This is a genomic window from Halobacillus sp. HZG1, from assembly GCF_035818575.1.
In the GTDB taxonomy this organism is placed as follows: Bacteria; Bacillota; Bacilli; order Bacillales; family Halobacillaceae; genus Halobacillus; species Halobacillus litoralis.
In genome coordinates, this window is the sequence record NZ_JAYLVQ010000004.1 from 1 (window position 1) to 16,814 (window position 16,814).

Consider the following 16,814-nt stretch of genomic DNA (forward strand, 5'->3'; position numbering starts at 1 on the left):
GGGCTCCGGGAAAAGGTTCGCTTTCCATGGGGCGGGCGGTGAGCCTCCTCAGGCTACGCCTTCCGGGGTCTCACCTGTCCCACACGTCCCATAGGAGTCTCACCGTTTCCCTCCGCCCCTTGACCTTTTAAGTGTCTCGAAACCACTTCTAAAAGGGGCAGCTTGTATGGTTGAGGGAAGTGGATGATTAGACAACATGTATTCTTAAACAAGGTTCCAATTCTTCTCCCCTAGGCGGGCGTATAGTGCGTTGTATCAAACATTTCCGTTTGCTAAACGGCAATGGGGTAGAGTTTACATCATTCACTTCTCATAACCATACAAGCTAAGTTTTACAGTAGTGGTTTCGAGAACCATACTTGGTTAAGGGGCGAAGGGGAATGGCGAGACTCCTGCGGGAAAAAAGTGATTGGTGAGACCCCACAGGACGCAGTCCGAGGAGGCTCACCGCGCTCCCGTGGAAAGCGAGCTACTCCCCGCAGCCCCCATCCACTCAGCATAAGTCTCGAAACTGAGTCTTCAAGAAACCTGCCATTTAGTTTAATAATTTATATAAGGAAATGGATGATTGGGAGAATTCATTTTAAATAAAATAAAAAAAGTGCAACCAAAAGGTTGCACTCTTGTTTATTATGCTTTATGCTTCCATACGTTTGGCATCTTCATCGATGCCATATTTTCGTTCAGATTCAGCGACTACGACGGCACATGCAGCATCACCAGTGATGTTCAAGGATGTACGTAACATATCAAGCAGGCGGTCGATACCGATGATCAGCGCAATCCCTTCGACTGGCAGAGATACTTGGTTAAGAACCATCGCAAGCATGATCAGCCCTACACCAGGAACCCCTGCGGTACCAATACTCGCAAGAACCGCTGTCAGGACGACCATAACCAATTGCGCAAAGGAAAGATCAGAACCGTAGACTTGAGCGATGAAAATGGTCGCTACACCCTGCATAATGGCTGTACCATCCATGTTGATGGTTGCACCCAGAGGCTGCACGAAACTACTGACAGGCTTCGGCACATTCAGATTTTCCTGAGCTGTCTTCATGGATATCGGTAGTGTTGAACTACTGCTTGATGTACTGAAACCAACGGTCATCGCAGGGAAGAAACCTTTAGCGAACTTGATTGGATTCATCTTACCAAGGAAAGCGACAGCGGAACCGTACGTGACGATGGCGTGAATGACCAATCCTAAGATGACGACGAACATGTACATAGCCATCCCTTTCATACCGTCAATCCCCATTGTTCCAATTGCAGAAGCAAGGAGACCAAAGGCACCATAAGGAGCAAAGCGCATGATTAGGTTTACAAGGAACATCATGATTTCATTTCCCTGTTCGACAAGCTTGTAAATCCCTTCGGTTTTCTTGCCAAGCATCGCCAGCGCGAAACCGATGAAGATGGCGAAGGCAATAATTTGAAGCATGTTTCCTTCTGTCATGGCCTGAATCGGGTTCGTCGGGATAATGTTTGTAAATGTTTCAACGACACCAGGTGCTTCCTGCGCTTCATACTCTGCGCCAGCTGGGTTGATATCCACACTTCCCGGTTGGAAAAGATAAGCAAGGGAAATCGCGATACTGATCGCAATCGTCGTTGTAACAAGGAAGAACGCAATGGTCTTCCCACCGATTCTACCTAATTTCTTAGGATCGCCAAGAGAAGCGGTACCCAGTGTAATAGAGAAGAATACGATCGGTACAACGAGCATTTTAATAAGATTTAAGAATACCGTACCTAAAGGACCAAAAACATAAGCATCTAACGTACTGAACAGATCCGGTGCAGCTAAATGAAGACCCAGGCCTACAATAGCACCAAGAATCAAACCTATAAAAATCTTGGTTGTTAGTTTCATGAAGTTACCTCCTACAACATTATGAAAACGCTTACTTATTATTTTGTTTAAAAAGTGAAAAATTTCAAAGGCGACATGGGCCTAACCACATCAGAAAACATTAAAAAAAGACTTACTAATAGTATGGGTTTTGTTACATTAGAGCCTTGAAGAATGTGTTTCAGGCTCGGCATAGATGGTTGCAACCAACGCGGGTGTAAATGTGCTTTATAAATTATAACATAGAATGATTGAAAATTGAATAGAATTTGCTGGTAGTTTCTTATACAACTATCTACCAAATGAAGCTGCATAACTTTAAATGGTCAATGAAACCGCGGGATCCTTCGTTCTTTCTAGATTATGAGAATGTTTAGAATTTATAACATATTCATGAATCCCCTTCTTTTCGTGCATATAATTTTATCCGTCTGCATAAAAAAACGGCCGTCTGTGTGACAGCCGTTCTTTATCAAGAATTCACTTTATCACGCTTCTTTAATTCCCTCCGCAAAACTTTCCCGCTGATTTGAGTTTTTGGAAGCTCATCGATAAATTCAATTTCTCTTGGAGCGCAATGTCCCGCGAGCTCCGTTTTCACAAAACGCCTGAGATCTTCCATTAACCCATCACGGTCCTTGTAACCATCACGAACAACAATGAACGCTTTCACAATTTCTCCCCGGAGTGGATCAGGCTTCCCGATCACACCCGACTCCCGTACAGCCGGGTGTTCCAGCAATTTACTCTCCACTTCAAAAGGACCAATACGCTCTCCAGATGAATTGATCATATCGTCACTTCTTCCCTGAAAGAAAACGTAGCCTTCCTCGTCCACGTAAGCTAGATCGCCGGCCAAATACCAGTCTTCACCAAATGGAAAGTAGGAAGCGAATTTGTCCGGATTCTTCCACACTTCTTTCATGATGGATGGCCAGGTAGAACGAATAGCCAGATGTCCCGTCTCCTGCGGGGGTAGGGGCTCTCCTTCTTCATCAAGGATCTCAACCTCTATACCAGGGATCGGTTTCCCCATGGACCCGGGTTTGATCGGTCGTGTAGGAAGGTTGGCAATCAACTGAGCTCCTGTCTCTGTCATCCACCACGTATCATGAATTCTCAACCCCCACGTTTGATAGGCCCAGTGAATGACTTCCGGGTTGAGTGGTTCTCCGACACTTAGAATGTGACGTAAAGAAGAGAGATCATAGTGGGCATGTACGCCTTCCGACTGTCCTTTCAGCATTCGGAAGGCAGTGGGAGCACTGTACCATACAGAAACTTTCGCTTTCTCCAAAACTTCATACCATGCCTTTGCTGAAAAACGTCCGCCATGGATGACTGTAGTTACCCCATTCAACAAAGGAGCAAAGACTCCATAGACCGTACCCGTCACCCATCCAGGGTGTGCCGTACACCAGTACACATCCTCTTCTTTCAGGTCCAAAACCCAACGCCCCGTCTGAAACTGTTGAATCATATTTCGATGAGCATGGATGATTCCTTTTGGTTTGCCGGTCGATCCACTTGTGTAATGAATGTTGAGTCCGTCCTCCAGGTCCACCCACACCGTATCCAGTTCGGTGCTGGCTTTCTCCGCTTCGCTTGTAATAGAGGGAATTGCTCCATCTGTTTTATCTATAGTAAATACCGTTGACAGACTCGGCATCTCTTCCCTGTTTACACGATCCAGGAAGGAATCCTCTGTAATTAAATATTTCCCTTCACAATCATTGATACGGTCCTTAACTGCCTCTTCCATAAAAGCTTCAAATAATGGACCGACCACCGCACCGATCTTGATGGCTGCAAACATAGCGATATGACAATATGGATGTTTCGGTAAAAAGACGAAAACGAAATCCCCTTTTTTCACACCATAACGAAGGAGGACATTGGCCCATCGATTCACTTCCCTTTTGAGCTCAGAGAAGGTGTAGGTGAATTCTTCTTCGTCTGACAGGTAATGTAACGCGATCCGTTCCCCGTTCCCTTCATCCACGTGTCTATCAATACATTCATAAGCCATATTTACTTTACCTGTGGTATTCCATGTGAAACGTGCGTTTACAGTGTTCCAGTCAAAAGACTCACCTTCAAGCCACTCTGTCTCAATGTTATAACCTGCTGATTGTGGTGGAATGATCGCTGCTTCCATGATCCTTGATCCTCCTTATGATTTTGTGAAATCCAATTCTTTCAATACTTCTTCTTTCAACTCCCCAAGATGCGCATCTCCTCTTTTACGAGGTTTCGGCCGGTTGATGAATATTTCAGACTCGATCTGCCCCGGCTGCCCACGCATGATTACAATTCGGTCACATAAGTAGAGGGCCTCATCTATGTCGTGAGTGACGAGCAGTGTGGTCGTTTGGCGCTTTTCCCATATTGACAAAAGTAAGTCTTGCAGCTGCATTTTTGTAAAGGCATCAAGGGCACTGAACGGCTCATCGAGAAGCAGGATGTCCGGTTGACTGAGCAAAGATCTGGCAATCGCCGTGCGTTGAGCCATCCCACCTGAAAGGTCTTTAGGGAAATGTTTCTCAAACCCTTGCAGCCCTACGGTTTCAATCAATTCCAAGGCCTGTGATCTTTTTTCCTTCTTAGAAAAACCGAACGTCACATTATCTAACACGGTTAACCAAGGCATAAGCCTTGGTTCCTGGAACATCATCCCGAAAGCTTCTTCCGGACGTTCCGCTTCTGTACGAATGCTCCCTTCATATTGTGGATCCAGTCCCGAGAGGACACGCAGCAGGGTACTTTTGCCACAACCGCTCGTTCCGAGGACACCCACAACCTCTCCTCTCTGTAACTGCAGATGAATATTTTTGAATCCCGCTTTTCCGTTTTGGAATACACGCGATACATGATCAACGGCTAACATAGACACCCTCCTTTATGACGCATTCTCCAAGTTGTCCTGCCATTTCAGGGTCTTCGACTGAATTCTCTTCAATATTTCATCGGTGATTTTTCCGAAGATGGCAAACAGAATGATGCTCCCAATGACGAGAGAGGGGGCGGATGTGTTCTGTCCGTACACCATTAAATAACCAAGACCCTGGCTTGCGCCAAGCAGTTCAGCCGCGACCACGAACATCCACCCGAGACTCAGCCCGCTTCTTAAACCGATAATAAAGGAAGGCAGGGCAGCTGGCAGAATGATTTTTTTGATTTGCTGAAAACTCGTGAAATTATAAATCCTGCCTACTTCAATCAACTTACGATCAATCCCCTGGATACCAGCAGTCAGATTCAAATACACGGGAAAGAAAACACCTACAGCCACGAGGGTGATTTTGGAAGCTTCTCCAATGCCGATCCACAAAACGAATAACGGAACCCAGGCCAGGGACGGGATGGCCCTGAGTGCCTGCAACATCGGATCAAGCAACTGATGTATCACTTTCACATAACCCGTCGCTGCTCCGAGAAGCACTGCTGCCAAAGCCCCTGCGATAAATCCAGCAAAAACACGATAAAGAGTGATGATGATATGCCCTAAAAGCTCTCCTCCCTGAGCCATGGCCGCCATTTCCTCGACCACGGTCGTTGGAGAGGGGAGCAAATGCGGGGCCACCCATCCTGCCCTTGAAGCATATTCCCACAAAAGAATAAGGAAAACGGGAAGGATCAGGCCCAGCCATGAACCGTAGATGTTTCTTTTCATTAGAAAACGCGTATTCTTCACCCTGGAAACCGGACGGACGGTCGTTTCTGTTCGACTGGACATAAAACGCGCTCCCTCCTTTTATTCAATCACTTCTTCGGCGTAGGTTGGATTAATGAGTTCCTCAGTGATTTTTTCAATATCCACATCTGACTTGATGACTTCTTCTTCCTGTAGCACATGGCCTGCTCCAAGAACGGTTTCTGTCAACGCGTCTCCTGGTACAGGATTCGATAAATCATTCCTTTCCAGACTCTTCTTCGCGACTTCCAAATCCAATCCCGCTTCTTCAGCAAGGATTTTTGCTGCTTTGTCTGGATTTTCAACCGTCCACTTTCTTGCTTTTTCATAAGCTTCAATGACTTGTTTAACGACTTCGGGATGCTCCTTGGCATAATCCGAGCGCACGTTTAATGTTCCGTAAGTATTGAACTCCGGCTTCCGGTAGAAAAGTTCAGCGCCGCCCTCCAATTCATTCCGGGCCATATGAGGGTCGAGTCCTGCCCATGCATCAACATTTCCATTAGCCAGTGCCGTTGCTCCTTCAGGGTGCTGCAGGTTCACAAGCTCAATGTCATCCGTAGAAAGCCCGTGATCCTTCAGTGCGCGGACTAAGAAAATGTAAGGGTCCGTTCCGAGTGTTGCCGCCACCTTCTTCCCTTTCAAATCTTCCACAGAAGATATTCCGGAATCAGGGTTCGTAACGAGTGCTGTCCATTCGGGCTTGGAATATAGATAGATGGATTCGACAGGAGCATTGTTCGCTTTTGCCATGAGAGCCGCTGCACCGGCGGTCGAACCGAAGTCAATACTGCTGGAATTCAGGAATTCAAGAGCTTTGTTACTTCCCTGACTGAGGACCCATTCCACTTCGATCCCTTCTTCTTCAAAGACTTCTTCGGCGAATCCCTGCTCTTTCAATACAAGACTCGTGGGGGAGTAATACGCATAGTCGAGCGTCACTTTGTCTGGTGAGCTACTCTCCCCCTCTGCATCTCCGGAACAACCCACCAAACCCACGGCTGCAAGTAACCCTATCGTCATGAATGTTTTCTTAAATCCCATCTTACACGCTCCTCTATGATTATTTTTTAGATTTCACAGGCATACGTATCAATGGTTCCGCGTAAACGCTGGGCCTCTTTATACGTGCACCGGTTATGAACGACTTCAAGTCCTGCTTCACTTGCAATCTGGGCCGCCTTCGGTGAGATGACCCCTTCCTGTAGCCAAAAGACATCCGGCCTGATATCTGCCGCTTCCTTAGCAATTTCAATGGCTGCTTCCGGACTGCGAAACACTTGAACAACATCAACTTTAAATGGAATCGATCTCAGATCAGGATAGGCTTTCTCACCAAGGACTTCTGTTTCCCGTGGATTTACAGGCACGATTTGGTATCCCATCCTCTGCATTTTTCTAGCTAGGCGATGACTCGGACGTGAAGGCTTTCCGCTCAATCCGACAACCGCTAAACGTTTGGGACGCGTTTCTCCATCTTCCTGGGTTTTGGAGGAGCTCAAGGCCCATTTGATGACACCTTCGTCATTTTCAGTAATCGCCGTTTGTTCCGTTTCCCTTCCGGTCGCTTTAGCAATGGCCCGATCAAGATCGTTGATCAAATCTTTGCTCGATTCAAGCCCTATGGATAAGCGGATCAATTCCTCTGTCACTCCACTTGCAGCTAGATCTTCCACGGATAACTGTTGATGAGTCGTGGAAGCGGGATGGATAATTAACGATTTCGCATCGCCAACGTTTGCTACATGTGACCAGAGTGAAATGTTGTTGATCACTTGTCTCCCGGCTTCCCTTCCACCTTTAATGCCAAAGTTAACGATAGAACCATATCCTCCTTCAAGATATCGAGTGGCTAACTCATGAGCCGGATGCGAGGGCAGGCCTGGATACGACACCCATTCCACATCGGGATGACCTTGTAAGTATTCTGCGATTTCCTGAGCATTGTCTCCATGCCGGGCGACACGCAAATGCAGTGTCTCCAAACCTTGCAATAACAAGAAGGCATTCTGAGGACTCAAACAAGAACCAAAGTCACGAAGCAGCTGGACACGCAATTTCGTGATATAAGCAAGCGTTCCGAAATCGGCGGTATAGACGATTCCGTTATAACTATCATCAGGCTCTGTGAAAACGGGATACTTACCGTTACCCCAATCGAACTGTCCCCCGTCTACGACAACTCCTCCAATGGCCGTTCCGTGGCCGCCGATCCATTTCGTTGCGGAATGGATGACAATATCGGCCCCGTATTCAATAGGCCGGCATGTATAAGGGGTGGCGAATGTATTATCAATCAAAAGCGGAAGGCCATGATCATGAGCGACAGCCGCTACCTTTTCAATATCCAGCACATGAAGACTTGGATTACCAATGGTTTCAGCGAAGACCGCTTTCGTTCGCTCTGTAATCGCTTTGCGGAAATTTTCCGGTTCCTCCGGATCAACAAAGTGAACTTTAATGCCATATCGCGGTAAAGTGTTAGCGAATAAATTATAGGTGCCGCCATACAGGTTTGCCGCTGCAACCACTTCATCTCCAGATCCTGCGATATTCAGAATGGATAAAGCAATGGCGGACATCCCGGAAGCTGTCGCAACAGAAGCGACCCCACCTTCCAAGAGGGCCATCCTTTTTTCGAAAACATCAACAGTCGGGTTTCCGATCCGGGAATAGATGTTTCCAGGCTCATCAAGGGCAAATAGGCTCTGCGCATGTTCTGTGTCATGGAAGACATAAGAAGTCGTTTGATAAATCGGCACCGCCCGAGATCCCGTCGTTGGATCTGGTGATTGTCCTCCGTGTAAAGAAATCGTATCTACATCATAGCTTTCAAATGAATTTGTCATGATGGTTTCCTCCCCAAATAAGTTTCCTATTCTTATAAAAATAGTTGGTTTTAAGCGTGCATAAAGGTCCTTGATCTCTTTCCGAACAGCAAAAAACCCTCTTCCAAATAAGAAGAGGGTTTGTCATTTCGGTTCCTCCTCTTATCTGCCAGATCAATCTGATCTGTAGGACTTGGCACCTTTTCAAACCATTGTTTGAAGGTTGCCGGGCTTCACAGGGCCTATTCCCTCAGCCTCTCTTGATAAGAGATGTATGCAGTTGATTGATTATGTTGTGAATTATAACGGATAAGAATCAGAAAAGTCAATCTTTTTTAAAAATTAATTTTCTGAAGCTTCTATTGCTCTTTTCAGCTGATCGATAATATCTTCATGATCTTCAATTCCGATGGAAAGACGAATCACATAATCATTGATGCCGATTTTCTCGCGCTCAGCGTTCGATAACGCACGGTGAGATGTACGAACAGGATAAGAAACCGTCGTTTCTACTCCCGCCAGCGTAGGAGCAATCTTCACCCATCCAAGTGAACGGAAGAACGCCTCTATGTCAATCGAATCATTAAGTTCGATGGTCACAATGGCTCCGTTTCCTTTTTCCGATACCTTATCAGGATAATAGACGGTCCGGACCGCGCCATAGTCATTCAGGGCGGTTGCTACCTGTTTTGCATTGTATGATTGCTTCTTCATTCTAAGACCTAAAGTTTTGGCTCCGCGTTGTGTAAGCCATGCTTCGAACGGGCTTAGATTCGCACCAAATGTGACAATCTTCTGGGTCGCGGCCTGAATCAAATCCTCATTCCCGACCAGCACTCCACATGTCACATCACTATGACCACCAATATACTTCGTCCCACTATGGACGACAAGATCGACGCCATCCGTGTAAGGCTGTAATAAGTACGGGGTGGCGAACGTATTATCAACCATCGTTTTCACATTCTTTTGACGAGCCAGGTTGACTAAGCCTTCTAAATCTTCCACACGCAAAAAAGGATTGGAAATCGATTCCGTATAGAGAAGCTTCGTTTGATCCGTCATCGCTTCTGAAACGTCGTCTAAATTTGAAAAAGAAACCATCGTTACATCAATGCCGAACGCAGGAAGTTCTTTGGTGATCAACTTGTGTGATCCCCCATAAACATCTTCTGCTGCAACGATATGATCCCCAGGTTTGGCCACCGCGAGAATGCCGGCAAGAATGGCTGACATTCCAGAGGAAGATGCCACTCCAGCTGGTGCTTCTTCCAGTTCCGCAATGGTTCCTGCCAGTTCATCTGTATTAGGGTTCCTCTCTCTTGTATATAGATAAGGGCTGTCTCCCTCATAATAACTTTCCAAATGATCCAAGTCTTTGAAAGTAAAGGCGGACGTCTGGTAAATCGGGGTACTTTTGCTGTTCGGGACAAGACGTTGATCCGCTTTATGGTGTACGATCCTCGTATCAAATGATGTATTCGTCATCGTTCGTCTCCTCTCTCTATCACTTAATCAGAAATTATATAGAATAAGCTTGAATATTGTCAAAGTTTTGCGACATATTCCCTGATCGCATGAAAGGTGTACCGTTCATACCCTTTTTCATGTGGGACAAGATTCTTACGCGTCACTTCTTTTTCCTCACCACTAAGAATAGAGACCACCTTCACGATTTGGCGTGTATCCTTCAAACCTTCCAAATCGTCCAGTGGAACGGAAACGATGTCCTGCACCTCTTCTCCAATGGTAAAGGTCCTGTCATTTGTCCAAAGGAAGAGGTAAATGCGGCAAATCTCCCGGTCTATGAGCCCACCTTCCTTCAGCTCCTCCTTGAAATCTCCTTGGTGAACTAAATCGCCAGGTACTACTGTCAAACCGACTTCCTCCTCGATTTCCCGGACACCCGCCATCAGCACGTCCTCTCCCGCTTCTATATGCCCAGCAGCAGTAATATCAAACAAGCCCGGGAAGTCCTTTTTGTGATCCGCTCTTTGTTGAAGCAATAAATGGATCGTTTCACCTTCCTTGTAGAACATCCAGCAATGGAAGGTTTCATGCCAATCGCCGTCCTTATGTACTTTTTCCCTTTCTTTCATTCCATACGGACGCCCGCTTTCATCAAAAATCGTCAACATTTCTGCCATACGGATCTCCTCCATTCTGCCAGCCTACAGCACATTCTCCCTCCAAAAACCTCTCAGAAAGAAAATAGCTCAGAGCTTGACACTCTGAGCCTGAGGCATTCCTAAGGAAATATTTTTGATATTAATACCCTCAAGGAGCCCCTTAAAGGATCAGAATCTCAAGAATGATAATGGTGGCAATCAATTCAACTCTAATATTTTCCCTTTTCCTTCCTTACGAAAAGAAAGCAGGTGACTCCCCCAAAGAATAACAAAAAGACAGGAGGCAAGTACACAAAGGACATCCTTGTCCTTTTTAGTTGTTCACAAGACTTGCCGGTACAGGTTTACTGAAGTAATAGCCTTGGTATTCATAGCAGCCTTTTTGTTTTAAGTATGAAATATGCTCCCTCGTTTCCACACCTTCAGCAATGACTTGCAGCCCCAGACTTTTCGCCATACTGATGATAGCATTGACGATTGGCACATCTTTCCCCCGTTCACTGATTTGATTGATGAACGACCGATCGATTTTAATCGCATCCACTGGCAGCCGATTCAAGTAACTAAGGGAAGAAAACCCGACACCGAAGTCATCCAAATGGACTTGAATTCCTTTTTCCCTCAACCCGTTTAACGTGTCTATGCTTCTATCAAAATCTTGAAGGACCATGGTTTCTGTAATTTCTAGAATCAGACTTTGAGGTGGAAGCCCGGAGACATTAAGAGCATGGAGCACTTTTCCTGGGAGGTTCAGGTCTTTAAATTGCTGGGCAGACAAATTCACCGATATTTTCAAGTCCGGCCTTCGATCTTCGACCTGCCATCTCCTTGTTTGTAGACAAGCTTCTTGCAACACCCATTCCCCGATTTCTATAATCATCCCTGATTCTTCAGCCAGGCTGATGAAATAATGAGGAGATAACAACCCGTAATCCGGGTGGTTCCAGCGGATGAGTGATTCATAGCCGATCACCCTCGACGTTCTCCCGCACACTTGCGGTTGATAATGAAGCTCAAACTGACTTTTATCAAGAGCATGATGAAGGGACTGCTTCAAATGGAGCTCTTCTCTCATCTGCTCACTCATCTTTTCTTCATAAACCACATAGCGGTTTTTCCCATTTCTCTTTGCTTTGTGCATCGCGGCATCTGCATGGCGTAATAGCGTTTCTCCACTGTAATGACCTCGGATACGGGACTTGGTGAATGTGACACCGATACTCACCGTATTGTAGAATTCTTTTTCTCCAATAAGAAAGGGGCGTCTCATCGAATGGATAACGTGGTCACTGATTTCCTCTAGCTCTTCGAGGGTCTGTACATGTTTGAGAAGGACAACAAATTCATCACTGCTGATTCGCGAAATCACTGCATCATGCTGAGCGAATGTCTGCCTCAAATAACGGGAGAACTGACGAAGCAGCTCATCGCCTTTGGCATGCCCCCATGAGTCATTGATCATTTTAAAATTGTCAATGTCGATGAGTAAGAGAGCCATGTTGTTCTCCTTTTCATTCTTGGATTGAATTTCATCTCCAAGAATCCCTGACAGATAAGTGCGCGTTATGAGTCCAGTCAAAGGGTCGTACTGAGACAACATCTCAAGCTTCTTCTCCGCCTGCATTCGGGATAGTTCATTCGCTGTCCGATCGGCAAAAATTCGAAAAAGAGCCTTACTCAATGGACCGCTGGTTTGTGTCTGATTATCCATGATCGAAAGGATCCCGATCACATCTCCATCTGAGTTAAGCAGCGCTTTGCCAAGATAACTCTTCACTCCGTAATCTCTAATCAGGATATCTCCTGGGAACAGTCTCCCTACATCTTTAGGATAATAACATTCATGAGTCCTTATGATTTGCTCAAAAGGTGTATCTTTTACCGAATAATGAAGCCCGGAACTAATCTCTCCTTTGTGAGATAAGGAAATAGCTGTCACTTCACTTTTAGCTTCTCCTGTCAATTCTCCAACCAGCACGGTTTCCACTCCAAGAACAGAGGATAAATACTCCACGAGAAAATCAAAAAAGTCTTGTCCATTGTAGGAAAGGAATGCATCACCGATCTCTACTACCGCTTTTTTTATCCGGTCCAGTTCTTCAATATAAGCAGAATCAGGGGCCCCTGTACCTGTATATCCAATGATGGATCCATTCTCATCAAAAAAAGGCGTGACCATGTCCTTCATCCATTCGTACGTCCCATTATTCAACAAACGATAATTCATATAAAAAAAATGACGATTCTTCGTCATCGCATGATGGTCTAGATAGGCTACATCATCCTTATGTATGAACCGCATTAAACCCTGCTTGTTCAACACGGTTGAATCCAGGTTCCATTGATCTTTCAATCTTTCACTCACATAGATGTTTTCTTTTTCAATATCAAAGAACCATATAGGGATGGAAAGCTGCTTAAGTGTATCCCAGGGATGATCTATTATCCGAGCCATTCCGTTCACCTACTCCAAAAAATTTATTCCCCTCTTCCTAAATATCGGAAAATTAGAACTAAAGTTTAATCCTTTTTTCACGAGGAAAACTACCTAAAAAGGAGGAAGTGTCTATGAAGCAGAAGAAACAAAGAAGAGGGACTGTTGAGCAGTCAAATGAAATGGCGCAAGTGTTCAATCGTAAATTGAGCTACAACCAATCTTTTTCTCATCAAACAGATGATACAGAAGTACATTCTGAAAGCGAAGCTCTCTATCATCATTATTCCGATGATGAAGATTAAAAAAGTGATCTCGTTAACGAGGTCACTTTTTTTGTTCCATCAACCCGTAATGACCGAAAATTCTGTTATCATATGAGTGGAACGCCTATATTTTTCACAAAAATCTCCAGAATGCTGGGATTATAGATACGTTATTAAGAATATGGCAGGATTTTTGAAGACTCAGTTTCGATACTTTTGTTATGTGGTTGGGAAGCTGCGAGACTCCCGTGGGAGAAAGGAGATCGGCGAGATCCCACAGGGCGTAGCCCAAGGAAGCTCGCCGCTCCCCCACAGGAAAGCGAGTTGCTTCCCAGCCACCCCCGACGCTCAACCCAGGCAAGGAACCGAGGAACATCTCGAAACTGAATCTTCCACAATCGGAAGCTTATGCGAAAAATGACAGAGATTTAAGGATGGAATTAAGAAACAAACCAAAAGAAAGGGTTATTTACATATGAAGAAAGGCACCAATAAGAGCAAGTGGATCTTAATCACGGTTTCTATGATTGTTTTAGCCATAGGGGCCTATTTCTTCACGGACAGCAGTGAAGATAAGTTAGCTCTAAAAACAGATTCTTCACCGATGAGAAAAGCGAAAGCGGTGGATCTTGAAGAATTCCCTCTTCAGTGGCGTGAAGTCGATACATATGAACAAGTCAATGATTTTTATGAAGAACGTATTCACGGGTTGTCCTTAGCCCGCGAAAAGGGATTAACGGCCCGCCCTCAGGAGTCTACTCCAATTCCTGATAAAGATGGGCGCATGCAGATCAATGAGGTCTGGCACAGCGGCCCGACCATCCATGTATTGTACAGCATCGACCTTTCTGCATTAACCAGAAAAGATAAGGATGATGAAGAAACCAAGTACCTCGTCCAACCGCCATCTGTAGAAGGTATAAACATCGAGTCCATGAATGGGAGCGATCAACAATCGTTCCAGCAGCATTCACAACCCCTCCACCCTAGGGATACGGTTGTGTTTGAAAATCGAGTGTACGGTCTCATTCAGCTCCCTCCCATTACGGAGGAATGGGGGTATAATTTTGACCCCCATGATATAAAGGATTATGATCAAAAGTTCTTAACTTCCTTCAATCTTCGGATTGATCATCGTACGATCGAAACTAAAGGAATGCCTGTCCGTTATTTCCATGACAAGGATGGACATGTGCTTCAAAGTTATACAACAGACGAGGTGTACGCAGATGACCTGGTCACAGTGGAACCGACATCCGTCAATATCGGCGTGGCCTCAAGCTACGTAAAAATGAAGATAAAGGCAGAAGGGAAAGAAATCGGTCAGTCCGTGCATGCTTTAATAAAAACGGAGGAAGGATCCGAACACCCTGTCAGGCTTTATCTAAACGAGACAGAAGAAGAAAATGTGTATGAAGCCTGGTTCCAGCCGCCATCAGAACCACTTACAGAAGCCGTGAGCCTTGAACTTGGGTCTCTTCACATCCATGATGATACACCTTATTCGTTCACCGTCGATATGACTCAGTTTAAAGATCATTCAAACGAATCTGTCGTGTTGAATGAAAAAGTGGGAGAAGCTTACAATACAGATATCATCCTTGAGCAGGTCGATTCATTTTCCGGAACCAATATGAATCTTCAACTCAAGTATGAACCCCATGAAGCGGATCAAGAAGAAAAATTGGTCGGTGCTCAACTCGCCCCGATGAATAGCCTCGAGGAAGAACGGGAGAAATTTATAGAAGTCGTTACGAATGAAGGCGAAACGACAGAGGCTAATATTTGGGGGCACGATAATAGAGGAGACATCCACTTCCAGTCTCCCGCTTTAAGGAACGCAGAGGAAATCACCGTTACTGTGAATAAGATGGTATACGCTCATAGATTGGGCTATACCTTCGACTTGGGCAAATAGGAAAAGCAGAGGATAATCACTCCTCTGCTTTTTTATATTTCTTCATGTACAAAACGGATCAATGCGTCATTGAAACGGTCATAATGGGTAGCGGGAGTCTGATGATAGGCATGTTCAATAACTTCCATTTTCACATGAGGACAAACGCTGTAGTATTTAGAATGTTCATTAATCCAGAACTCTTTATTTCCATACACGAGCAACAAAGGTTGAGTCAGTCTTTCCAACCGCCCGCTGCAATCAAACGAAAGAGCACGATTGTAATAAGTGTACCAGCATTCCGGGTCAGACTTTGCCATATGTTCATTCAGTTCACGTTTAATATCCACATCTTTGAAGTGAGAGTGACTAAGCAATTTGGCAAGAGTTTCCGGGCTTTTATCCACCCAGTACATTCCTCCTAAAAACTCAAACCGGAGTCCACCTGTGGCTACCTTCGGGAAGCCGCCTGCAAGAATGACTGCTTTCGTACGTTCAGGAAAGGTGAGTGCAAATTCCTGGGCGATCATCCCTCCGCACGAATAGCCGACAACTACCACTTGGTCCAGATTCAAATGATCAAGGAGCTGGAGGACCTCCCTTGCGTACATGGAAACATCAGGAGCATGCGAGATCACTTCCGAATCTCCATTTCCACTGAGGTCAGGAAAAATGACACGAAACTCCCTGGCAAGGGAGTGCTGCATTTTAAATACTTTTCGCCCCATCCCAGGCGGGTGAAGAAAAACGATCGCTTCCCCATTTCCCCGATCATCATAAAATAATTGTGCTCCGGATTTCTCTGTAAAATAAGGCATGGATTTTCATCCCCTATCCGATATTCATGGAACCTTAGCATTCCCATAGGGACTGAAATTATGTCCATTTACCGAATATATTAAGGTTCGATTGACCTTACTTTGATGCAGGCGTAAACTAGACCTGTATCATAATGTCCGGAAGGGGAAACCAAATGAAACGTTTTCTATTACTTAGCTTATTCGCAGGAGCAATCGTCTTCTTAGCCGCCTGCGGATCGAATGAACTTGAGGATACTCTGGATTGGGAAGTCCAATCTTTTGAAGGAACGACCCAGGAAGGGGAGAGCTTTTCCACCGATGATATGGAAGGAGAAGTTTGGCTCGCGAATTTCATCTTTACGAACTGCAATACGGTCTGCCCGCCCATGACACGTAACATGGTAAAAGTTCAAGAGCAGTTAAAAGAGGAAGGCGTCGATGCTGAAATTGTATCCTTCAGTGTAGATCCGACCGTTGATTCTCCTGAAGTATTAAAAGAATTTGGCAAGAAGTATGGAGTGGATCATAGCAACTGGTCATTTATTACAGAATATACACAAGAAGAAATTTCTAAGTTTGCTCAAGAGAGCTTCAAAACTTCTGCAGTTAAAACGGAAGGGAACGATCAGGTCATTCATGGAACAGCCTTCTACCTGATTAACGAAGAAGGAATGGTCGTGAAAAAATATAAAGGAAACACAGAAGTCCCGTTTGAACAAATTGTTGAAGATACCAAAACCATCGCTGACTAAAAAGAACCTCCCCTCCAGAATGGAGTGACACAGTTAAATAAGACTCAATAAAACACCTAGGCTGCCATTACTCTGAATTCAATTGGAGTATGGCAGTTTAGTTTTTTAAAAGGTCGACAATAATTGTAGTAATACATGTACGTTTCTACTTTTTCACGT

14 protein-coding genes and 1 riboswitch are annotated in these 16,814 nt (G+C 45.1%); of the genes, 3 read left to right on the plus strand and 11 right to left on the minus strand.

Annotation, left to right across the window (positions count from 1 at the left end):
- Positions 1–637: 637 nt before the first annotated feature.
- The 9 genes from VKA52_RS00040 to VKA52_RS00080 all read right to left on the minus strand — a co-directional run bounded on the left by VKA52_RS00040 (position 638) and on the right by VKA52_RS00080 (position 12,961).
- On the minus strand, positions 638–1,876 hold the full coding sequence (locus VKA52_RS00040; protein ID WP_160916616.1) for a dicarboxylate/amino acid:cation symporter: 1,239 nt from the start codon (positions 1,874–1,876) through the stop codon (positions 638–640).
- A gap of 451 nt (positions 1,877–2,327) precedes the next feature.
- Positions 2,328–4,013 carry an acetate--CoA ligase gene (acsA, locus tag VKA52_RS00045; RefSeq protein ID WP_326313774.1) on the minus strand — a complete coding sequence of 562 codons (1,686 nt, stop codon included), beginning with the start codon at positions 4,011–4,013 and terminating at the stop codon, positions 2,328–2,330.
- A gap of 15 nt (positions 4,014–4,028) precedes the next feature.
- Entirely contained in the window at positions 4,029–4,742 is a 714-nt protein-coding gene (locus VKA52_RS00050) for an ABC transporter ATP-binding protein (protein ID WP_160916619.1), read from the minus strand.
- 12 nt (positions 4,743–4,754) lie between these two features.
- A complete protein-coding gene (locus VKA52_RS00055; protein ID WP_326313775.1) occupies positions 4,755–5,591 on the minus strand; it encodes an ABC transporter permease in 837 nt (278 codons plus the stop codon).
- A gap of 18 nt (positions 5,592–5,609) precedes the next feature.
- Positions 5,610–6,593, minus strand: a complete 984-nt coding sequence (locus VKA52_RS00060) for an aliphatic sulfonate ABC transporter substrate-binding protein (RefSeq protein ID WP_326313776.1) — start codon at positions 6,591–6,593, stop codon at positions 5,610–5,612.
- Between the two features lie 26 nt (positions 6,594–6,619).
- Complete coding sequence (locus VKA52_RS00065) at positions 6,620–8,398, minus strand: PLP-dependent aspartate aminotransferase family protein (RefSeq protein WP_160916623.1); 1,779 nt, start codon at positions 8,396–8,398, stop codon at positions 6,620–6,622.
- Between the two features lie 138 nt (positions 8,399–8,536).
- Positions 8,537–8,647, minus strand: a riboswitch (SAM riboswitch).
- Between the two features lie 72 nt (positions 8,648–8,719).
- Complete coding sequence (locus VKA52_RS00070; protein ID WP_326313777.1) at positions 8,720–9,865, minus strand: trans-sulfuration enzyme family protein; 1,146 nt, start codon at positions 9,863–9,865, stop codon at positions 8,720–8,722.
- 59 nt (positions 9,866–9,924) lie between these two features.
- A complete protein-coding gene (locus VKA52_RS00075; protein ID WP_326313778.1) occupies positions 9,925–10,524 on the minus strand; it encodes an NUDIX hydrolase in 600 nt (199 codons plus the stop codon).
- Between the two features lie 295 nt (positions 10,525–10,819).
- Positions 10,820–12,961 (minus strand): EAL domain-containing protein, encoded by a 2,142-nt coding sequence (locus VKA52_RS00080; RefSeq protein ID WP_326313779.1) that lies wholly within the window; start codon positions 12,959–12,961, stop codon positions 10,820–10,822.
- A 113-nt stretch (positions 12,962–13,074) separates the two neighbouring features.
- Between VKA52_RS00080 and VKA52_RS00085 the strand changes: the two genes are divergently transcribed.
- Positions 13,075–13,245 (plus strand): hypothetical protein, encoded by a 171-nt coding sequence (locus VKA52_RS00085; protein WP_160916631.1) that lies wholly within the window; start codon positions 13,075–13,077, stop codon positions 13,243–13,245.
- A gap of 436 nt (positions 13,246–13,681) precedes the next feature.
- Positions 13,682–15,124 carry a hypothetical protein gene (locus VKA52_RS00090; protein ID WP_326313780.1) on the plus strand — a complete coding sequence of 481 codons (1,443 nt, stop codon included), beginning with the start codon at positions 13,682–13,684 and terminating at the stop codon, positions 15,122–15,124.
- Between the two features lie 32 nt (positions 15,125–15,156).
- On the opposite strand, the gene VKA52_RS00095 is transcribed toward VKA52_RS00090, so the two are convergent.
- Positions 15,157–15,921: an alpha/beta fold hydrolase gene (locus VKA52_RS00095; protein ID WP_326313781.1), complete on the minus strand. Its 765-nt coding sequence runs from the start codon at positions 15,919–15,921 to the stop codon at positions 15,157–15,159.
- A gap of 155 nt (positions 15,922–16,076) precedes the next feature.
- Here VKA52_RS00095 and VKA52_RS00100 point away from each other — a divergent pair, with 155 nt between their 5' ends.
- The gene (locus tag VKA52_RS00100; RefSeq protein ID WP_326313782.1) at positions 16,077–16,655 is read left to right on the plus strand and encodes an SCO family protein; all 579 of its coding nucleotides are present in this window, start codon (positions 16,077–16,079) and stop codon (positions 16,653–16,655) included.
- Between the two features lie 56 nt (positions 16,656–16,711).
- Here VKA52_RS00100 and VKA52_RS00105 read toward each other — a convergent pair.
- The coding region (locus tag VKA52_RS00105; RefSeq protein WP_326313771.1) for an IS3 family transposase at positions 16,712–16,814 on the minus strand (103 nt) is incomplete at its 5' end.